This window comes from Arthrobacter sp. DNA4 (genome assembly GCF_024362385.1).
Lineage (GTDB): Bacteria > Actinomycetota > Actinomycetes > Actinomycetales > Micrococcaceae > Arthrobacter.
On record NZ_CP101466.1, the window covers coordinates 3375229 to 3394080 of the forward strand.

18 protein-coding genes, 1 tRNA gene and 2 pseudogenes are annotated in these 18852 nt (G+C 66.2%); 10 read left to right on the forward strand and 11 right to left on the reverse strand.

Annotated features, from left to right (window positions below; genetic code table 11):
- The first annotated feature begins 14 nt into the window (after positions 1-14).
- Positions 15-293: a putative quinol monooxygenase gene (locus NMQ03_RS15585; protein WP_255172918.1), complete on the forward strand. Its 279-nt coding sequence runs from the start codon at positions 15-17 to the stop codon at positions 291-293.
- Between the two features lie 66 nt (positions 294-359).
- Here the strand turns inward: NMQ03_RS15585 and NMQ03_RS15590 are convergent, their stop codons facing one another.
- Both NMQ03_RS15590 and NMQ03_RS15595 read right to left on the reverse strand, forming a co-directional pair.
- Positions 360-794 (reverse strand): co-chaperone YbbN, encoded by a 435-nt coding sequence (locus NMQ03_RS15590; protein WP_255172919.1) that lies wholly within the window; start codon positions 792-794, stop codon positions 360-362.
- 93 nt (positions 795-887) lie between these two features.
- Complete coding sequence (locus NMQ03_RS15595; RefSeq protein ID WP_255172920.1) at positions 888-1442, reverse strand: acyl-CoA thioesterase; 555 nt, start codon at positions 1440-1442, stop codon at positions 888-890.
- A 72-nt stretch (positions 1443-1514) separates the two neighbouring features.
- Here NMQ03_RS15595 and NMQ03_RS15600 point away from each other — a divergent pair.
- A pseudogene (locus NMQ03_RS15600) lies at positions 1515-1976 on the forward strand (potassium channel family protein); the annotation flags it as partial.
- Between the two features lie 337 nt (positions 1977-2313).
- Positions 2314-3307 (forward strand): annotated as a pseudogene (locus NMQ03_RS15605) (LysM domain-containing protein).
- Positions 3308-3394: 87 nt separating this feature from the next.
- Here the strand turns inward: NMQ03_RS15605 and NMQ03_RS15610 are convergent.
- The 3 genes from NMQ03_RS15610 to NMQ03_RS15620 all read right to left on the reverse strand — a co-directional run bounded on the left by NMQ03_RS15610 (position 3395) and on the right by NMQ03_RS15620 (position 4510).
- The gene (locus NMQ03_RS15610; protein ID WP_255172922.1) at positions 3395-3820 is read right to left on the reverse strand and encodes a CBS domain-containing protein; all 426 of its coding nucleotides are present in this window, start codon (positions 3818-3820) and stop codon (positions 3395-3397) included.
- A 186-nt stretch (positions 3821-4006) separates the two neighbouring features.
- Positions 4007-4088: transfer RNA gene (locus NMQ03_RS15615), tRNA-Tyr, on the reverse strand.
- 167 nt (positions 4089-4255) lie between these two features.
- On the reverse strand, positions 4256-4510 hold the full coding sequence (locus NMQ03_RS15620) for a hypothetical protein (protein ID WP_255172923.1): 255 nt from the start codon (positions 4508-4510) through the stop codon (positions 4256-4258).
- Between the two features lie 185 nt (positions 4511-4695).
- Between NMQ03_RS15620 and NMQ03_RS15625 the strand changes: the two genes are divergently transcribed.
- The 4 genes from NMQ03_RS15625 (at position 4696) to efeB (ending at position 8953) form a co-directional block, all read left to right on the forward strand.
- The gene (locus NMQ03_RS15625; protein WP_018769043.1) at positions 4696-5187 is read left to right on the forward strand and encodes a YajQ family cyclic di-GMP-binding protein; all 492 of its coding nucleotides are present in this window, start codon (positions 4696-4698) and stop codon (positions 5185-5187) included.
- A gap of 274 nt (positions 5188-5461) precedes the next feature.
- Complete coding sequence (efeU, locus tag NMQ03_RS15630; RefSeq protein WP_255172924.1) at positions 5462-6322, forward strand: iron uptake transporter permease EfeU; 861 nt, start codon at positions 5462-5464, stop codon at positions 6320-6322.
- 31 nt (positions 6323-6353) lie between these two features.
- Entirely contained in the window at positions 6354-7580 is a 1227-nt protein-coding gene (gene efeO / locus NMQ03_RS15635; protein ID WP_255172925.1) for an iron uptake system protein EfeO, read from the forward strand.
- 74 nt (positions 7581-7654) lie between these two features.
- A complete protein-coding gene (gene efeB / locus NMQ03_RS15640; RefSeq protein ID WP_255172926.1) occupies positions 7655-8953 on the forward strand; it encodes an iron uptake transporter deferrochelatase/peroxidase subunit in 1299 nt (432 codons plus the stop codon).
- A 35-nt stretch (positions 8954-8988) separates the two neighbouring features.
- Here the strand turns inward: efeB and htpX are convergent, their stop codons facing one another.
- Complete coding sequence (htpX, locus tag NMQ03_RS15645) at positions 8989-9855, reverse strand: zinc metalloprotease HtpX (protein ID WP_255172927.1); 867 nt, start codon at positions 9853-9855, stop codon at positions 8989-8991.
- Positions 9856-9883: 28 nt separating this feature from the next.
- Positions 9884-11155, reverse strand: a complete 1272-nt coding sequence (locus NMQ03_RS15650) for an MFS transporter (protein WP_255172928.1) — start codon at positions 11153-11155, stop codon at positions 9884-9886.
- Between the two features lie 80 nt (positions 11156-11235).
- Here NMQ03_RS15650 and NMQ03_RS15655 point away from each other — a divergent pair, with 80 nt between their 5' ends.
- The 3 genes from NMQ03_RS15655 (at position 11236) to NMQ03_RS15665 (ending at position 13998) form a co-directional block, all read left to right on the forward strand.
- Positions 11236-11721 (forward strand): Fur family transcriptional regulator, encoded by a 486-nt coding sequence (locus tag NMQ03_RS15655; RefSeq protein ID WP_255172929.1) that lies wholly within the window; start codon positions 11236-11238, stop codon positions 11719-11721.
- A gap of 7 nt (positions 11722-11728) precedes the next feature.
- Positions 11729-13225, forward strand: a complete 1497-nt coding sequence (locus NMQ03_RS15660) for a catalase (RefSeq protein WP_255172930.1) — start codon at positions 11729-11731, stop codon at positions 13223-13225.
- A 137-nt stretch (positions 13226-13362) separates the two neighbouring features.
- Entirely contained in the window at positions 13363-13998 is a 636-nt protein-coding gene (locus tag NMQ03_RS15665) for a DUF2461 domain-containing protein (protein WP_255172931.1), read from the forward strand.
- Between the two features lie 87 nt (positions 13999-14085).
- Here NMQ03_RS15665 and NMQ03_RS15670 read toward each other — a convergent pair whose 3' ends face one another.
- The 4 genes from NMQ03_RS15670 to NMQ03_RS15685 all read right to left on the reverse strand — a co-directional run bounded on the left by NMQ03_RS15670 (position 14086) and on the right by NMQ03_RS15685 (position 18817).
- Complete coding sequence (locus NMQ03_RS15670; protein ID WP_255172932.1) at positions 14086-15648, reverse strand: amino acid permease; 1563 nt, start codon at positions 15646-15648, stop codon at positions 14086-14088.
- A gap of 174 nt (positions 15649-15822) precedes the next feature.
- Positions 15823-16230, reverse strand: a complete 408-nt coding sequence (locus tag NMQ03_RS15675; protein WP_255172933.1) for a DUF779 domain-containing protein — start codon at positions 16228-16230, stop codon at positions 15823-15825.
- On the reverse strand, positions 16230-17252 hold the full coding sequence (gene adhP, locus NMQ03_RS15680) for an alcohol dehydrogenase AdhP (RefSeq protein WP_255172934.1): 1023 nt from the start codon (positions 17250-17252) through the stop codon (positions 16230-16232). The genes NMQ03_RS15675 and adhP overlap by 1 nt, the downstream gene beginning before the upstream one ends.
- A gap of 41 nt (positions 17253-17293) precedes the next feature.
- The gene (locus NMQ03_RS15685) at positions 17294-18817 is read right to left on the reverse strand and encodes an aldehyde dehydrogenase family protein (RefSeq protein WP_255172935.1); all 1524 of its coding nucleotides are present in this window, start codon (positions 18815-18817) and stop codon (positions 17294-17296) included.
- Positions 18818-18852 lie beyond the last annotated feature (35 nt).

The following is an 18852-nucleotide window of genomic DNA, read 5'->3' on the forward strand; positions in this document are numbered from 1 at the left end:
GTATTGTGAAATCCATGAGTGCACCCATTGACCTGATAGCAACGTTCGTCCCCAACGACGGCGAGTTCCACCGCGTGAAGCTGGCCCTGGAAATCGCCATCGACGAGGTGGTGAAGGAGCCAGGCTGCATCCAGTACGAACTGACCGAAGCCACCGAGGAGAAGCTGGTCCTGACCGAGCAGTGGGCGTCCGAGGAGGACCTGGACAGGCACTCCAAGGGCATCGCCGTGCAGGACCTGAACGAATCGCTGAGCGCGCTGCTGGCCGAACCGGTCAAGGTTGAACGCGTCTAGCGCACCCGTTAACCGCAGAATGCGGGACCTCCCACCGGAGGTCCCGCATTCTGCGTTTACGGGGTCTTAGAAGTCGGGGATCTGCGTGCCGTCCTGGGGGCCGGTTTGGCCTGCCGGCTTGCTGGCCGCGGCTGCTGCTTCTTCCCGCTGCTTGGCCACATGGGCGTGGACCTCATCCATGTCCAGCGCCTTCACGGCGTCCACTACCTGTTCCAGCTGCTGGGCGTTCAAAGCGCCGGGCTGTGAGAACACCAGCACCTTTTCGCGGAAGGCCATCAGCGTGGGGATGGAAGAAATGCCTGCCTCCGCTGCGAGCTGCTGCTCAGCTTCGGTGTCCACCTTGGTGAAGAGGACGTCGGGGTGCTTCTCGGAGACGGCGGAGTACGTGGGGCCGAACTGCTTGCACGGGCCGCACCATTCCGCCCAGAAATCGACCAGGACAATGTCGTTGCCTTCGATCGTCGATGCGAACTGTTCACCTGTGATGTCAAGGGTAGCCATGTGTCCACGGTACGCGTCAGCCCCGGGCCTGTCGCGGTTGTTCGCTCCCCGCGTCATCGGGAATACGGGGAAGGACGACGGCGGCCGCCGGGTTCAGGCGGTGGCATCCCAGAGATGCGGGGCGGGCGTGCGGCTGCCTGGGAGGGCGCTGGAGGCGCGCCATTCGTGGATCCATTCGGGGAGCACCAGGTCCGCCGGCGGGGCGCCGAACTCCGCAAGGATGTCCTCCTGGCTGACCGGGCCCGTCCTGGTGACCAGCCGGGTGGCGATGTAGGCACGCGCGTAGATTTCGCCGTCGGACACCATGCGCTGCTCGAAGAAGATCGCCTTGGTGTCCAGCCCGATGATGCGGGTCTCGATGGCGTACTCCCGCCACAGCTGCAGCGATTTGCGGAAGGAGATGGTCTCCGCGGACACCACCGGGCTCCAGCCGCGGCGGCGCATCCGCTTCCAGACGCCGCTGCGCACCATCAGGTCGAACCGGCCCAGGTCCATCAGGGACAGGTACATGCCGTTGTTGACGTGCATGGCGATGTCGATGTCCGTGGGCAGGACGCGCAGGGGCAGGGACGACGGATCCCACACCGCCAACGGCGGACGGCGGCGGGAGCGGAAGAGCATAAGGAGTGTTCTCAGGAGCAGGTGCATGCCTCAATGTTACCCGTCAGTAACATCTTACGGGAGGGCGCTCCACATCCGGCACCGTGGGATTTCCGGCATCGCCTGGTGACGTTGCTGTCCGTGCTGCACCGGACCGTGGGCGAAACGCTGCGCGGCCGGGTGGTCACCTACGTGGCGGCGTCCGCGGCGTTGCTGGTTTTCGTGGGGGCCTTGGCCGTGCTGGACGTGGAACAGTGGGCGCCCGAGGCCAAGATCACCACGTTCGGTGACGCACTGTGGTGGGCCACCGCCACCATCACCACGGCGGGCTACGGGGACATGTACCCCGTCACGCCCATCGGCCGCCTGGTGGCCACAGCGCTCATGATGAGCGGAATCGCGGTACTCGGTGTGGCGACGGCGTCCATCGCCTCGTGGCTCGTCCAAAGGGTGGAAGACACAGCCGAAACGGTGGCCGAGGCCGTGGAGGAACCGGTGCGGGCCGAGGTGGCCGAGCTGGTCAGCGAGATCGCCCTGCTGCGGCGGGAGATCCCGGAACTGCGGGAATGCTGGCCCCTGTAACGCCAAGTATTCAACGTTCCGGCGTCGAGTAGCGGCCCCCTTCCGGGCGAGTAGCGGGCCGGCAAAATCGGGTAACCCCTACTGGTGCCCCGGCCTTGCCCCGTTCCTAGACTCGGGTTTCCTAGGACCAACACGCACTGGCAGGTCCCCCGGGTGGCTTCCGGGAGCTCCTGCCGTCACGCGGAGCTCCGGTTTTCTGGGTATGCGGACGCCTCCAACCTGCGCCGCTTTCGGTTCCGGCCCCCGCCGGGACCGGCGGCGCAATATCATCTCGCTCCGTCCAGCGTCCTGGTGTGCATGCAGCGCCCCGGCGGGACCGAACACTGATGGGCAACCCATGAACCAGCCTTCCCTTCCCTCCCCCGACGGCACCAGCAGAAGCTTCGCCACCGACGAACCCCGGACCGACCTGACCACCGGCCGGCCGGTCATCAGCAACAAGTTATGGGCCGGCATGGCCACGGCAGCGGTGGTGGCAGCGGTGGGCGTCGGTGCCATGGCGGCGCCGCCCGCGTCCCTCAACGGGAGCACGACGGCGGCGGCGCAGGTAGCAGAGGCCCCCGCGCCGCCGTCGGCAAGCACCTCCGCCCCCACAGCTCCTGCAGCCGCTCCCGGGGCGGCGGAAGCGGTGGCAGCGCAGGCGGCCGCTCCGGCCGCCGAAGCCGGCCGCACCGGCCGACCCGGCTCCGGCTCCGCCGCCCGCACCCGAGCCTGCACCCGCGCGCCCCCGAACCTGCCGGCGACCCCAACCTGTACACGGTGGTGCCGGGCGACACCGTCGGGGCAATCGCCGCGGCCATGGCGTGGACATGAATGCCATGCTCGCGGCCAACGGACTGAGTGCGTACAGCATCATCTACCCGGGCGAAACGCTCCTGTTGACGGGCCCGCCCATCGCAGTTGCCGAGCCTGCTCCTGCTCCGGCTGCCGCGCCCGCCCCCGCCGCGGCACCGGTTGCTGCGCAGGCATCCGCTCCGGCCGCCGTTGCGCCGGCGGCTCCTGCCGTCCGGACCATCTACGTAGCCGGTTCGGGTGGCCAGTCCATGGTGGACGCCTGCATCGGGCCCATCCACTACACACCCAATGACGGCTACTCCCTGTTCATCACCGAACACGATTTCTGCGGTGGATGGGCCCGGTTCTCGGGAATCGGCGTGGGTGAGACCGTGAGCATCCCGGGTTACGGAACGTACACGGTGACCGGGCGCGGCACAGTGCCAAATCCCGGAACCACCAATGACGTCATCTCGGTGTTCGGCGGGTTTCCCCGGGCGATCCTGCAGACCTGCATCCCGGGAACCAGCACGATGCTCCTGATCGCGCTGAACTGAAATTGCGGAATTCGTAAGCTTGTCCGCGGGTCCTGGCCTCCAAGGGCTGGACCCGCGGACAAGTCAATGACGCGCCACAATGGCGCGCTATACGCCGTGGCGTTCTGAAATGTGTTCCACCAGTTCGCCCACGCGCTGTTCGGAGTAGTTGCGGGCAATATCGCCCTGGCTGATGATGCCTACCAGCTTGTGGTCCGAGATCACCGGGAGCCTGCGGACCTGGTGCTGCTCCATCATGTCGATCGCTGCATCAACGTTGGCGTCGGCGTCGATGCAGTAGGGCTTGCCGGCAGCCAGCTCGCGGGCCATCATCTGGCCCGGGTCGCGGCCGGCGGCAACGCACTTGAGCACGATGTCGCGGTCAGTGATCATGCCCTTCAACTTGCCGTCGTCACCGCAGATGGGAAGCGCTCCGCAGTCAAGGTCCATCATCATGCGGGCCGCGTCCGTCAGTGACTCTGTTTCCCTGACGCACCTCGCATCAGTGGTCATGAATTCACGTACAGCACTCATTGAATCCTCCTTCATCGATGGATTATCGACGCAGGGCATCGGAGCACATGCGCCGATGCTGCCAGATTACGCCCGCACCCAGATGGTGTCGACGGCGGAAGGAGGCCCGTTCTGAAGGGCTGGGAAAGGGCCCGGGGCAACGAAAAAGCCTCCGGAACCTGGTGGTTCCGGAGGCTTTTCCTTCGGTGGCAGATGAGGGATTCGAACCCCCGTAGGCGTTGCCAGCTGATTTACAGTCAGCCCCCTTTGGCCGCTCGGGTAATCTGCCGAACTTCAAAAGAAGTACCCGCCGATGCAGTGTTGGGAAGCATCCGTTTCCGGCGCTTTCCGCTTCAGTAACCGCGGGCAAGACAACTTTACAGAACTTCGGGCGAAGAATCGAATCGGGCCTTCCACGGCCCCTAAAGCCCTGAATCGGCGCCGAAAAATTGGTGCCTAAGCCTCCCCGAGGATGCGCCCGGCCAGCTTTGCTTCGAAGCTGAGTGCCTGCTCCTCGGTGATCTGGTTCAGCTGCACAGCCCGCTGGAGGTCGGCGCGGACCCCGTCCATCCTGGCGGAGGCATCCGCCACGGGACTGAAGACAATGGAGGCCGCCACTGCGGCCGCCGCCACCGACGACGCTGCTGCAGCCACCGCCCCCGCTGCTGTACTGGTGCTGCGGGTGACGTAATGGGCGGCTTTGCGGTGCATGGTGTTCCCTTCAACTGCGGTACAACTGCTCCAACTCTCGCCAGCCCTCCTTCGTTCCCCCGGTGGATCCGCTGAGAGGGAACTGTGAATCAGGCGCCCCCACCGGCCCGGACATCCGTACTAGGCTGGATGCCAGTGATCCAGGCCCTGTACCCGCACGGGGCTCCCATCAACAAAGGAGAGTCATGGCAGGCGAGTCAACGTTCGACGTCGTAAGCAAAGTGGACAAGCAGGAAGTGGCCAACGCGCTCAACCAGGCGCAGAAGGAACTCGCCCAGCGCTACGACTTCAAGGGCGTCGGTGCCGAGGTGGACTTCAGCGGCGAAAAGATCCTCATGAAGGCCAACTCGGAAGAACGGGTCCTGGCCGTCCTGGACGTGCTGCAGTCCAAGCTGATCCGCCGCGGCATCTCACTGAAGTCGCTGGACACCGGCGAGCCCTACGCCTCCGGCAAGGAGTTCCGCCTGGAAGCCTCCATCAAGGAGGGCATCGCCCAGGACCTGGCCAAGAAGATCAACAAGCTCATCCGCGACGAAGCACCCAAGTCGGTCAAGTCGCAGATCCAGGGCGACGAACTGCGTGTTTCTTCCAAGTCGCGTGACGACCTGCAGGCCACCATGGCGCTGCTGAAGGACTTCGAGGAAGCGGACCTGCAGTTTGTGAATTTCCGCAGCTAGTCCCCCGCCGCCGTCGTTTTCGACGCGCAAAAAGTTACACGCCACGTATAAAGGCTGGCGCACCCCACATTCCGGGCGCGCCAGCCTTTTTGCGTGTCGCTGCCCGTTTTGCGCAGCGCGGAGCCGCCAGGGCGCGCGCCTCCCGGGAGACGAGGGACCCAGGAAGGTAACCTGGGGACAATTACGGCACGTTTGGTTTGCGTATTCGACGGCGCCGGGTAATCTCTTCCTTAGGCCTGCCTAAGTAAGGGCAGCCTGAGCGAAAGAACACTCCATGACTGCCAACTTCCTGATCGGCCTGCGCGAAGGACTCGAAGCCACCCTGGTGGTGGTCCTCCTCATGGCCTACCTGGCCAAAACAGACCGCCGCCACCTCATTCCCCGGTTGTGGGTGGGCGTGGCAGCAGCAGTTGCAGTGTCCGTTGCCTTCGGCGCCCTGCTGACCTTCGGCCCCAAAGGCCTCACCTTCGAGGTGCAGGAGGCCATCGGCGGCACCTTGTCCATCGCCGCCGTCGGCCTGGTGACGTGGATGGTCTTCTGGATGGCACGCACCGCACGGACCCTGGGAAGCGACCTGAAATCCCGCGTGGACAAGTCAGCGGGCGGAGAAGGTTGGGGCCTGGCCGTGGTGGCTGCGATCGCAGTCGGACGTGAGGGCCTGGAAACAGCCCTCTTCCTCTGGGCTGCGGCCAAGGCCACGGGCGAATCCACCCAGCCGCTCATCGGCGCCCTCCTGGGCCTGGTCGCCGCGGCCGGCTTCGGCTACCTGCTGCACCGGGGCGTCCTGAAAGTGAACCTCTCGCGTTTCTTCACCTGGACCGGGGCGGCCCTGATCATCATCGCCGGCGGCGTCCTGTCCTACGGCATCCATGACCTCCAGGAGGCCGGACTGCTCCCGGGCCTGCACTCGCTGGCCTTTGACATTAGCGGCGCCGTCCCGCCGTCGTCCTGGTATGGCACCCTGCTCAAGGGCACCCTCAACTTCTCCCCTGCCACCACCTGGCTGGAAGCCGGAGCCTGGCTGCTCTACGTGCTGCCCGTGCTGTTCCTGTACCTCCGCATCAACCGCAAAACACCACCCAGCCCCGCCGGCTTCCACGACAACACTGCCGTCAAGGCCGTGGCCGCCGCCTAGATCCCCCTCACCCGCACCAAAGGAATCCCCCATGCCTGGCTTCACCCTGCCTAAAAACACCCTGCCTAAAAACAACCTGCCCAAAACTGCCCCCTGCACCTTCCGCAGCAAGCGTGCCGCCCTGGCCGCCGCCGTCGTCGCCGTGCCCTTGATCCTCACGGGCTGCACGGACAACACCAAGACCTCGGACACTGCCGCGGGCGCCATTGACGTCGTCAGCTCGAACAGCGAGTGCAAGGTCTCCGCCACCAGCGTGCCCAGCGGCAACCTCACGTTCTCGGTCAAGAATGAAGGCACCGAGGTCACGGAGTTCTACCTGCTGGCCGCGGACGGGCTGCGCATCCTTGGCGAGGTGGAGAACATCGGCCCGGGCCTGAGCCGCAACCTGGTGGTGACCGCACCCGCCGGCACCTACACCACCGCGTGCAAGCCCGGCATGGAAGGCGACGGGATCAGGGCTGCACTGGAGGTCACCCCGTCCGGCAACCAGCAGCCGGCGGACGCGGATTTCCAGCACCTCCTCGACACCGCCACCACGCAGTACGCGTCCTACGTCAAGGACCAGGGCGAACAGCTGCTCACCGGGACCGAGCAGTTCGCCGCGGCCTTCGCGGCCGGTGACGCGGCGAAGGCGCGCGAACTGTACGCCGCGACGCGCCAGCACTGGGAACGGATTGAGCCCGTCGCGGAGTCCTTCGGGGACCTGGACCCGCAGCTTGACGCCCGCGAGGCCGATCTTGAACCGGGCCAGGAGTGGACCGGGTGGCACCGCGCGGAGAAGGACCTGTTCCCGCCCGCCGGCTACACGGCCTTGACCGCTGCCGAGCGCTCAGCCATCGCCGACCGCATGGTGGCCGACACCAAGGACCTCGTGGAGCGCACGCGCACGCTGGAGATCTCCGCGGACATGCTGGGCAATGGCGCCAAGGAGCTGCTGGATGAAGTTGCCACCGGAAAAGTGACCGGTGAAGAGGAAATCTGGTCCCACACGGACCTCTGGGACTTTCAGGCGAACGTGGACGGTGCCCGCATTGCCTTCGAAAACCTGAAACCGGCCCTGCAGCAGAAGGACGCCGCACTGGCAACATCGCTGGACGAGAAGTTCGCCGCGCTTCAGGCCGAACTCTCCACCCATGCCCAGGGGACCGCCTTCACGTCCTACGACAAGCTGACGCCGGAGCAGGTCCAGCGGCTGGCTTCCCTGGTGGACGCCCTTGGGGAGCCGCTGTCCCGGCTGACGGCGGCGGTGGTCCTGTGACCGGTTGCCCGTTCAGCGGCCGGGCGCCGGAAGCTTCTGAGCCGAGCGCGGTCCCGGCTTCCGTCCAGGCACCGTTGGAGCCCCCCAAGGGGGAACGGCCGACGGCGGCCGCGCGCCTTAGCAGGCGCGGCCTGTTTGGCATCGCCGGACTGGGCGGGGCTGCGGCGGGACTTGCGGCCGGCTTCCTTGGCCACGACGCGGTGGCGGCCTCCGCGGCACCTCCCGCCGCCGACAGTCCGGTGGTCCCCTTCCACGGGGACCACCAGGCCGGCATCACCACCCCCGCCCAGGACCGCCTGCACATGGCCGCGTTCGACGTCACCACCACCAGGCGCGAAGAACTCATCCAGCTGCTCAAGGACTGGACGCGCGCGGCCGAAGCCCTGACCGAAGGCCGCCCGGCCGGCGCGACCGGTGCGGTGGACGGCCCCTACGGCGCTCCGCCGGAGGACACCGGCGAGGCTTTGGACCTCAACGCGGGCAAGCTGACGCTGACGTTCGGCTTCGGCGCCGGCCTGTTCGAAAAGGACGGCGCGGCCCGGTTTGGGCTGGACGGCCGGCGGCCCGAGGCCCTGATCGACCTGCCGCACTTCCCCGGCGACGACCTGGACCCCGCCCGCAGCGGCGGCGACCTGGTGGTCCAGGCCTGCGCCGACGACCCCCAGGTGGCCGTCCATGCCATCCGGAACCTGGCCAGGATCGGGTTCGGAAAGGTCCGGGTGCGCTGGTCCCAGCTGGGATTCGGGCGAACCTCGTCCACCACCCGCGCCCAGCAGACCCCGCGGAACCTCTTCGGCTTCAAGGACGGCACCAACAACCTCAAGGTCGAGGACGACCAGCTGCTGGACCAGCACGTGTGGGCCACGGCCGGCCGGCCGGAGGATGCCTGGCTGGCGGGCGGCAGCTACCTGGTGGCGCGGCGGATCCGGATGCACATCGAGACCTGGGACCGGACGTCGCTGGGCGAGCAGGAGGGCCTGATCGGCAGGACCAAGGGCACGGGCGCACCCCTGTCCGGCGGCGAGGAGTTCACCGAGCCCGACTTCGCCCGGCAAGGCAAAGGCGGCAAACCCCTGATTCCGCTCGATTCGCACATGCGGATGGCCCACCCCAGCCGGAACAGCGGCGTGAGAATGCTGCGCCGGGGCTACAACTACACCGACGGTTCCGACGGCGTGGGCCATCTCGATGCGGGCCTGTTCTTCATTGCCTTCGTCACCGATCCCCGGAGCCACTACGTCCCGATGCAGATGGCGATGGCCAAGGGCGACACCCTGGCGGTGGAGTACCTGAAGCACACGGGTTCGGGACTGTTCGCCGTTCCCGGCGGGGTGAAGCCCGGCGGATTCATCGGGGACGGCCTGTTCAGGTAGGAAGGCTGCCCGGCGTCCGACGGCGGGGTTCCCGGCTACAGCTGCCGGCCCGCCATCCGCTCCAGCCGTGCGATCCGGTCCCGCATGGGCGGGTGGGTGGCGAACAGCTTGTTCATGGCCCCGCCGCGGAACGGGTTGGCGATCATCAGGTGCGAGGCGTTGACCAGCCGCTGGTCCTGCGGCAAGGGCGCAAGGCTCACGCCGCGCTCAATCTTGTCCAGGGCTGAGGCGAGCGCCAGCGGATCGCCGGTGAGCTGCGAACCGTCCTCGTCGGCGTCGTACTCCCGGGTGCGGGAGATGGCCATCTGGATCAGGGACGCCGCGAAAGGTGCCAGGAGGGCCATGGCGATCATGGCCAGCGGGTTGGCATTGCGCCGGTCCCCGCCGCCGAAGAACAGCAGCATCTGCCCCACCGAGGTGATCACGCCGGCGACGGCAGCCGCCACGGACGAGGTGAGGATGTCGCGGTTGTAGACGTGCATGAGCTCGTGGCCCAGGACGCCGCGGAGTTCGCGCGGGTCCAGGAGCTGGAGGATGCCCTCGGTGCAGCAGACGGCCGCGTTCTGCGGGTTGCGGCCGGTGGCGAAGGCGTTGGGGTTCATGGTGGGCGAGACGTAGATCCGCGGCATGGGCTGGTTGGCGCGCATGGAGAGCTCGCGGACAATCTGGTACAGCTGCGGGGCCTGGGCTTCGGTCACAGGGACGGCCTGCATGGAGCGGATGGCGATCTTGTCGCTGTTCCAGTAGCCGTAGAACGTGGTGCCGACGCCGATCAGGGCCATGATCCAGATGGGCGCCGAACTGCGGGTGCCCACGCCGATGAGCCCGCCGAGGCCAAGCAACACCGCCCACAGCACCCCGAAAAGCGCCGCGGTCTTCAGGCCGTTGTGATGGTTGTGCACGTTTCCTCCTTGCTTAAGGAACGGCTTGCTAGGGCGCCGGGTTCCGGGCATCGTACTGCCGGAAGCCGGGCTGGAGTTTCGCCGCGAGCCATGCCCCCGCGATGCACAGTGCACCGCCGAGCAGCAGGACCCACCCCTCATTCAGAAGCTTAGTCGCGCCGCTTACCAGCAGGTCCCCGACCCGGGGGCCGCCGTACACCACCACGATGAACACGCCCTGCAGGCGTCCGCGCAGGTGGTCAGGGGCCGCGGCCTGCAGGATGGTGTTGCGAAAGACGCTGCTGATGGAGTCGGCAATCCCGGCGAGGGCGCAGCAGGCGGCGGCGGGCAGCAGCCACAGGGTCACCGCTCCGTCCGGCGCCGGGCCCGCGAGCAGCACCACCAGGCCGAAGGCCCCGATGGAGGCACCCCAGCCCATGACGGAAACCACGACGGCGGTCCCCTGGCGGCGCACGCTGCCCAGCGGACCGGAGAACAGGCTTACCAGGAAGGCCCCGACGGCGGTGCAGGCCAGCAGGATGCCCACCGTCGCCTCGCCCCCGCCGATCATGAGGGCAGCGACGGCGGGGAGCAGCGCCCGCGGCTGGGCAAGGATCATGGCCACGAGGTCGATGATGAAGGTCATCCGGAGGTTGGGGCGCGTTCCCAGGAAACGGAAACCCTCAACCACGGAACGAAGTCCCACTTTGCTGCGGGTGCCTGCCGGAGGCATCGGCGGAAGCCGGTACACCGCCCAGAGGACGAACGCGAAGCTGGCGAAGTCGATGGTGTAGGTCCAGCCGAACCCCAGCCACGCCACCAGGAGGCTTACCAGCAGCGGCCCGGCGGTCATGGCAAGGCCCAGGGACAGCATGCTCAGGGCGTTGGCCGCCGGCAGGAGCTCCTTGCGGATAAGCATCGGGATAATGGCGCTGCGGGCCGGCTGATTGATGGCCTGGGCCCCGCTTTGCAGCGCCACCAGCAGGTACAGCACCCACACGTTGCCCAGCTGCAGCCAGGCCTGCAGCGCGATCAGGCCGGTGGTCAGCCACAGCACCGTGGAGGCCAGCAGGGCGATGCGGCGGCGGTCATGCGCGTCCGCGATGGAGCCGCCAATCAGGCCGCCGATTATCAGGGGAACCAGCGCGAAGATGCCCACCAGGCCCACGTAGAAGCTGTCCTGGGTCAGCCGGTACACCTCGAGGCTGACGGCCACCAGCGTGAGCTGGCTGCCGACGGCGGATACCGCCGATCCCAGCCACAGCCGGCGGAATGCGGGGCTTTCCTTGAGCGGCGTGACATCGGCAAGTATTTTCCCCACCCCGCAACACTAGCGGGCGACACGGAAAGGTAAGCCGAGCCTTATTGTGAGTTATTAATAATAAGTGCTTCAATGGAGCCATGACGGAGCACTTTGATGGCCAGGACGCATGGGCTGCGGCCCTGCGCGCCCATGGCCGCAGGGTGACCAAGCAGCGGCTCGCTGTACTCGCCGCCGTCGAACGCCACCCGCATTCCCCAGCCGAAAGCATCCTTGCCGCCGCCCGGACCGAACTGCCGGAACTGACGGCCCAGTCCGTCTATGTGGTCCTCGGCGACCTGACGGACCTGCACATGCTGCGCCGGTTCGAGCCGCCCCACTCCCCCGCCCTGTACGAGACACGGGTGGACGACAACCACCACCACGCCATCTGCATCAGTTGCGGCCGCGTGGAAGACGTGGACTGCGCCGTCGGCCACGCCCCCTGCCTCACGCCGCACTGGAATCCGGACGCCAAGCCGATGACCATCCAGATCGCCGACGTCATGTACCAGGGCATCTGCCAGGAGTGCCAGCAGGCCCAACAACTTCCTCCCCACAGTCCCTCGCAAGAAAAAGAGAAATAGGAGAACAATGACTGCCGTTTCCACAACCCAGTCAGGTGCACCGGTTACGTCCGACGCACACTCGAAGTCAGTTGGTGCCGATGGTGCCATCATCCTGACTGACCACTACCTGGTGGAAAAGCTCGCCCAGTTCAACCGTGAGCGGGTTCCGGAGCGCGTAGTGCACGCCAAGGGCGGCGGTGCATTCGGCACGTTCAAGACCACCGAGGACATCTCCAAGTACACCAAGGCAGCGTTCCTGCAGCCTGGCGTCGAGACCGAGATGCTGATCCGCTTCTCCTCCGTGGCGGGCGAGAACGGTTCCCCGGACACCTGGCGCGACCCCCGCGGTTTCGCCGTGAAGTTCTACACCACCGAGGGCAACTACGACCTCGTGGGCAACAACACCCCCGTCTTCTTCATCCGTGACGGCATCAAGTTCCCGGACTTCATCCACTCCCAGAAGCGACTGCCGGGCACCCACCTGCGTGACGCCGACATGCAGTGGGACTTCTGGACCCTGTCCCCCGAGTCCGCCCACCAGGTCACCTGGCTGATGGGTGACCGCGGCCTGCCCGCCTCCTGGCGGGAAATGCAGGGCTACGGCTCGCACACCTACCAGTGGATCAACGCCGAGGGCGAGCGGTTCTGGGTCAAGTACCACTTCAAGTCCAACCAGGGCGTGAACTCCATGAGCTCCGAGCAGGCGGAACAGCTTGCCGGTTCCGACGCGGACTTCTACATCCGCGACCTGTCCGAGAACATCGAAGCCGGCAACTTCCCGTCCTGGGACCTGCACGTGCAGGTCATGCCGTACGAGGATGCCAAGACCTACCGCTTCAACCCGTTCGACCTGACCAAGGTCTGGCCGCACGCGGACTACCCGCTGATCAAGGTGGGCACCATGGAGCTGAACCGGAACCCGGAGAACTACTTCGCGCAGATCGAGCAGGCCACCTTCGCGCCGTCGAACTTCGTGCCCGGCATCGCCGCCAGCCCGGACAAGATGCTGCAGGCCCGCATCTTCTCCTACGCGGACGCACACCGCTACCGCGTGGGCACCAACCACGCCCAGATCCCGGTGAACCAGCCCAAGAACCAGGTCAACAACTACAGCCAGGACGGCCAGGGACGTTTCCTCTTCAACGCCCCCTCGGTTCCGGTCTACGCCCCCAACACGTTTGGCGGCCCGGCTGCCGTTGAGCCGCAGAACGCTGCGGGCGGCTGGGAGAACGACGGCGAGCTGACCCTCGCCGCGCACTCCCTTCACGCCGAGGACGGCGACTTCGTCCAGGCCGGCGCGCTGTACCGCGAGGTCTACAACGAGGGTGAAAAGGCCCGCTTCCTGGAGACCATCACCGGCGCCGTTGGCGGCGTGAAGCGCTCCGACATCAAGGAACGCGCCATCCAGTACTGGACCAACGTCGACGCCGAGCTGGGCGCCAAGCTGCGCGCCAACCTCGGTGCCGGTGCGGCCCCGTCGGCTCCGGCTTCGGACGCTGAGTCCGCCAACAAGATCGGCTGACCAGGCCTCCTGCCGGCTGAACTGAAGAACACCCCGTCACGGGCTTCCGTGGCGGGGTGTTCTGCTGCCTGGCCCGGTTGTGCACATACGGCGCCGGAGGTCTGGCCGGTCGCGGTAAGCAGCCCTAGGCTCCGTAGATGAACACTTTCGCAGGCATTCCCCCGGAAGCCTTCCGCTTCTACGCGCAGCTGGAGGACAACAACAACCGCGACTGGTGGCTGGAACACAAAGCAACGTACGACGCATCAGTCAAGGAACCGCTCACCCTCCTGCTCTCCGAGCTGGAGCCCGAGTTCGGACCTGCCAAGCTTTTCCGCCCCAACCGGGACATCCGCTTCTCACTGGACAAGTCGCCATACAAAACCGCCCAGGGGGCATTCGCCGCCCGCCAGGAAGGCGTGGGTTTCTATCTCCAAATCAATGCCGACGGACTGTTGATCGGTGGCGGCTACCACTCCCACACGCCCGCCCAGCTGGCCCGGTTCCGCGCGGCCGCTGACGCCTCCGCCAGCGGCGCCGCCCTGCAGGACATTTTTGATGCCGTGGCCGGGGCCGGTTTTGCCATCGAAGGCGAGAAGCTGAAAACCGTCCCGCGGGGTTTCGACAAGGACCATCCCCGCGCCGAACTGCTTAAGCACAAATCACTGTCCGCGGGTGTCGAGATGGGCAAGCCGGAGTGGGTGTCCACACCGGCCGCCAAAGAGCAGATCGCGGAACGCTGGCGGCAGCTGCGGCCGCTCGTGGAATGGGTGGGACGGTACGCGGCGCCGTAACCGGCCCGAAGCATGACCCGGCCGGAAACGCGGCTGCCCGCCCGGCGCAGGCCGGGCGGGCAGTTCAACAGCTGGTACGGTGGGCCGTCAGGTCCGGCTCAGCTCGTCCTCGTCATCAGACTCGGTGGCTGTCCGTGACGCCATGCCGGGCGCGCCATTGACGGACGCGTTGGCTTCGGCGAAACGCTCATTGAGCCGCGAGTGGCGCTGGCCGTAGGCGAAGTAGATCGCCAGGCCCAGCACCAGCCAGAAGGCGAAGAAGATCCAGGTCTCCACGGCGAGGTTGGTCATCAGGTAGAGGCACAGCACCGCAGACACGATGGGCAGCACCTTGCCGAGCGGAACCCGGAAGGCCGGCTTCAGGTCCGGGCGCTTCTTGCGGAGCACCAGGATGCCCAGGCTGACCACCACGAACGCGGACAGCGTGCCGATGTTGATCATTTCCTCGAGCAGGTCCACGTTGGTGAGGCCTGCAACCAGCGCCACCGCGGCACCGCAGATGACCTGGAGGCGCACTGGAGTGGACCGCTTGTCGCTGGTCTTGGACAGCGCCCGGGGCAGCAGGCCGTCGCGGCTCATGGCCAGCACCACGCGGGACAGGCCCATGAGGAGCACCATGATCACGGTGGTCAGGCCCACGAGGGAACCAAAGGCGATGACCTTGGCCGCGGAGGTGTCTCCCACTGCCTCGAAGGCCGTGGTGAGGGTGGGGCTCTTGGCTTCGGCCAGCTGGGTGTAGGACACCATGCCGGTCAGGGCCAGGGACACGAGGATGTAGAGCAGCGTGACCAGTGCCAGGCCGCCGAAGATGCCGCGGGGCAGGGTCTTCTGCGGGTTCTTCACTTCCTCGGCGGAGGTGGCCACCACGTCGAAGCCTATGAAGGCGAAGAACACCAGGGCGGCACCGGCGAAGATGCCCATGGTGCCGTACTGGGCGGGGGCAGCTCCGGTCAGGAAGCCAAAGAAGGACTGCTTCAGGACGTCTGCGGCGCCGGTGCCGGCCGTGGGCTCGGCTGCCGGAACGAAGGGGGTGTAGTTTTCGAACTTCACGTAGGTGAAGCCCACCACGATCACGAACAGCACCACGGCGATCTTGATCAGGGTGAAGATGTTGCCCACACGGGCGGAGAGCTTGGTGCCCAGCACCAGCAGCACGGTGAAGATGGCCACGATGAGGAATGCGCCCCAGTAGAGGTCCACGCCCGCCAGCGAGATGGCCGGCGGGATGTCCAGGCCGGTGAGGGCGAACACCTTGCTGAGGTAGATCCCCCAGTACTTGGCGATCACGGCAGCGGCGGTGAACAGTTCCAGGATCAGGTTCCAGCCGATGATCCAGGCAAGGAGCTCACCCATGGTGGCGTAGGTGAAGACGTAGGCGGATCCCGCTACGGGAATGGCCGTGGCGAACTCGGCGTAGCACATGATGGCCAGCGCGCACGTGACGGCGGCGATCGCGAAGGACAGGGTAACGGCGGGACCTGCAAAGTTGGCGGCGGCCTTTGCGCCGACCGAGAAGATGCCGGCGCCGACAGCAACGGCGACGCCCATGATCATGAGGTCCCAGGTGCTGAGGGAACGCTTAAGCTTGCGTCCCGGCTCATCGGCGTCGGCAATCGACTGCTCGATGGATTTTGTCCGCAGAAGGTTCATTGGGGGTCACAATCCTGGTTTGTGAGGGAAACAGACCTATCAACGATACTGTCCATCCACTGGACGGTCCCAATCGTCCCGAATAATGAGACGGCCCCGATGCCGAACATTCTTCTGCCAAAGCACTCGGGGCCCTCCGAATGGAGAGCCCCGAGTGGCAGTTGGTCGAACTTCCTAGGACGGCCAGTCCATCAGTGTTGACCGGATCAGGAAGCGTTTACCTTCAGGCGCTTCAACGGAAAAGCCGCTCCCGCGTCCGGGTACGACGTCGATGGTCAGATGGGTGTGGCTCCAGTAGTTGAACTGCTCACGGGACATCCAGAACTCCAGCGGCAGGGGCTGCAGACCGTCCGAAAGATCGAACAGCCCCAGCAGGACATCCGCGTCCCCCGTGATGAAGTCCCCGGCCGGATAGCACATGGGCGAGGACCCGTCGCAGCAGCCGCCGGACTGGTGGAACATGAGCGCCCCATGCTTGTCCCAGAGCATCCGGAGCAGGTCCACGGCAGCCGGCGTGAGCGCCACCCGGGAAAAATCTTCCCCGGGCAGCGTCACGGCGGCAGCGAGCCCTTCAGCTGGCATCAGAACCTCAGCACCACGCGGCCGTCGATCTTGGCGTGCTTCATCTCATCAAGCACGGCATTGACCTCCGACAGTTCCCGCACGGACACGGTGGGGTGGATCTTCCCGCGGGCATAGAAGTCCAGGGCTTCCTCCATGTCCTGCCGGGTGCCGACGATCGAGCCGCGGACAGTCAGTCCCTTGAGCACAATCTCGAAGATCGGCGCCGGGAAATCCCCCGGCGGCAGTCCGTTGAACACGATGGTGCCGCCGCGGCGGGCCATCCCGATGGCCTGTCCGAACGCTGACGGGTGCACCGCAGTGACCAGAACTCCATGGCAGCCTCCTGTCTCCCGCTGGATTACCTCCGCCGGGTCCTCATGCAGGGCGTTGACCGTGAGTTCAGCGCCGTGGGCCTTGGCCAGGGCCAGCTTGTCGTCGGCGATGTCCACGGCCGCAACCCGGAGTCCCATGGCCACGGCGTACTGGACTGCGATGTGCCCCAGGCCGCCGATGCCGGAAATGGTGACCCACTGGCCCGGCCGGGTCTCGGTCATCTTCAGCCCCTTGTAGACGGTGACGCCGGCGCAAAGCACCGGCGCCACCTCGACGGGGTCGGATCCCGCCGGTATGCGCGCCGCGAACCGGGAGTCCACCAGCATGTACTCCCCGAAGGAGCCGTCCACGCTGTACCCGCCGTTCTGCTGCGCCTCGCACAGGGTTTCCCACCCGCTACGGCAGTACTGGCAGTCGCCGCAGGCCGACCACAGCCAGGCGTTGCCCACCAAGTCACCGATGGCGAGGTTGGACACCCCCTCACCCAGTGCCACTACTTCACCCACGCCTTCGTGCCCGGGGACGAACGGAGGGGAGGGTTTGACCGGCCAGTCGCCTTCCGCGGCATGGAGGTCGGTGTGGCAGACGCCGGTGGTCAGGACCTTGACCAGGGCCTGTCCCGGCCCCGCCGTGGGAATGGCGATGTCCTGGATCGACAGGTCCGTGCCGAATTCGGTTACTACTGCTGCTTGCATTGTCGTCGTCATTGGCGAAATCCTTGCGTCGTTGTAGTGGTGCGGGCTTCGGCCTAGAAGAAGCCCAGCTTGTTTTCGTCGTAGCTGACCAGGAGGTTCTTGGTCTGCTGGTAGTGGTCCAGCATCATGGCGTGGTTCTCGCGCCCGATGCCGGAGGACTTGTAGCCGCCGAAAGCGGCACCTGCCGGGTAGGCGTGGTAGTTGTTCACCCAGACGCGGCCGGCCTGGATCTCGCGGCCGGCGCGGTAGGCCACATTGCCGTTGCGGGACCAGACGCCGGCGCCCAGGCCGTACAGGGTGTCGTTGGCGATCCCCATGGCGTCGTTGTAGTCACTGAACCGGGTCACCGCCACCACGGGGCCGAAGATCTCCTCCTGGAAGATCCGCATCCGGTTGTGGCCCTCGAACACGGTGGGCTGGACGTAGAAGCCGCCAGCGAGGTCCCCCGGGAGTTCGGCGCGGGCGCCGCCGGTGAGCACCTTGGCGCCTTCCTGCTTTCCGATGTCGATGTAGGACAGGATCTTCTCCAACTGGTCGTTGGAGGCCTGCGCGCCAACCTGCGTTTCGGTGTCCAGCGGGTTGCCCTGGATCATCTTCTCCACCCGGGCCACGGCGTCGGCCATGAAGGACTCGTAGATGTCCTCCTGCACGAGGGCCCGCGAGGGGCAGGTGCAGACTTCGCCCTGGTTGAAGGCGAAGAGTGCGAAGCCTTCCTGGGCCTTGTCGTAGAACGCGTCGTTTTCCTGGGCAACATCGTTGAAGAAGATGTTGGGGCTCTTGCCGCCCAGTTCCAGGGTGACGGGGATGAGGTTCTGGCTGGCGTACTGGCTGATGAGCTTACCGGTGGTGGTTTCACCGGTGAAGGCGATCTTCCGGATCCGGGAGCTGGATGCCAGCGGCTTGCCGGCCTCCACGCCGAAGCCGTTGACCACATTCAGTACGCCGGCGGGCAGCAGGTCCCCGATAAGTTCCATCAGCACCAGGATCGATGAGGGCGTTTGCTCCGCGGGCTTGAGCACCACGGTGTTGCCGGCGGCGAGCGCGGGCGCAAGCTTCCAGACGGCCATCAGGATGGGGAAGTTCCAGGGGATGATCTGGCCCACCACGCCGAGCGGTTCGTGGAAGTGGTACGCGGTGGTGTTGTCATCGAGCTGGGACAGGCTGCCCTCCTGGGCGCGCACCGCGGAGGCGAAGTAGCGGAAGTGGTCCGAGGCCAGCGGCAGGTCGGCGTTGAGGGTTTCCCGGATGGGCTTGCCGTTGTCCCAGGTTTCGGCCACGGCGAGCATCTCGAGGTTCTCGTCGATGCGGTCGGCGATCTTGTTCAGGATGGCGGCGCGTTCCGCCACGGAGGTCTTGCCCCAGGAGGGTGCGGCCTTGTGTGCCGCGTCCAGGGCTAGCTCGATGTCCTCCGCGGTGCCGCGGGCCACCTGGCAGAACGCCTTGCCCGTCACCGGGGTGATGTTTTCGAAGTACTGGCCCTTGACCGGGGCCACCCATTCGCCGCCAATCCAGTTCTCGTAGCGGTCCTTGAAGGTGACCTTCGAACCGTCGGTTCCCGGCTGTGCGTAAACGGTCATGTGCTTAGCTCCTTTGCTGTGCAGAAGGCTGGCCC

What these genes read in the sequence shown, in the direction of transcription:
- NMQ03_RS15585 (WP_255172918.1), top strand. Translation starts at nt 15, where the DNA reads ATGAGTGCACCCATTGACCTGATAGCAACGTTCGTCCCCAACGACGGC.
- NMQ03_RS15590 (WP_255172919.1), bottom strand. Translation starts at nt 794, where the DNA reads ATGGCTACCCTTGACATCACAGGTGAACAGTTCGCATCGACGATCGAA.
- NMQ03_RS15595 (WP_255172920.1), bottom strand. Translation starts at nt 1,442, where the DNA reads ATGCACCTGCTCCTGAGAACACTCCTTATGCTCTTCCGCTCCCGCCGC.
- NMQ03_RS15610 (WP_255172922.1), bottom strand. Translation starts at nt 3,820, where the DNA reads ATGAGTGCTGTACGTGAATTCATGACCACTGATGCGAGGTGCGTCAGG.
- NMQ03_RS15620 (WP_255172923.1), bottom strand. Translation starts at nt 4,510, where the DNA reads ATGCACCGCAAAGCCGCCCATTACGTCACCCGCAGCACCAGTACAGCA.
- NMQ03_RS15625 (WP_018769043.1), top strand. Translation starts at nt 4,696, where the DNA reads ATGGCAGGCGAGTCAACGTTCGACGTCGTAAGCAAAGTGGACAAGCAG.
- efeU (WP_255172924.1), top strand. Translation starts at nt 5,462, where the DNA reads ATGACTGCCAACTTCCTGATCGGCCTGCGCGAAGGACTCGAAGCCACC.
- efeO (WP_255172925.1), top strand. Translation starts at nt 6,354, where the DNA reads ATGCCTGGCTTCACCCTGCCTAAAAACACCCTGCCTAAAAACAACCTG.
- NMQ03_RS15655 (WP_255172929.1), top strand. Translation starts at nt 11,236, where the DNA reads ATGACGGAGCACTTTGATGGCCAGGACGCATGGGCTGCGGCCCTGCGC.
- NMQ03_RS15660 (WP_255172930.1), top strand. Translation starts at nt 11,729, where the DNA reads ATGACTGCCGTTTCCACAACCCAGTCAGGTGCACCGGTTACGTCCGAC.
- NMQ03_RS15665 (WP_255172931.1), top strand. Translation starts at nt 13,363, where the DNA reads ATGAACACTTTCGCAGGCATTCCCCCGGAAGCCTTCCGCTTCTACGCG.
- NMQ03_RS15670 (WP_255172932.1), bottom strand. Translation starts at nt 15,648, where the DNA reads ATGAACCTTCTGCGGACAAAATCCATCGAGCAGTCGATTGCCGACGCC.
- NMQ03_RS15675 (WP_255172933.1), bottom strand. Translation starts at nt 16,230, where the DNA reads ATGCCAGCTGAAGGGCTCGCTGCCGCCGTGACGCTGCCCGGGGAAGAT.
- adhP (WP_255172934.1), bottom strand. Translation starts at nt 17,252, where the DNA reads ATGACGACGACAATGCAAGCAGCAGTAGTAACCGAATTCGGCACGGAC.
- NMQ03_RS15685 (WP_255172935.1), bottom strand. Translation starts at nt 18,817, where the DNA reads ATGACCGTTTACGCACAGCCGGGAACCGACGGTTCGAAGGTCACCTTC.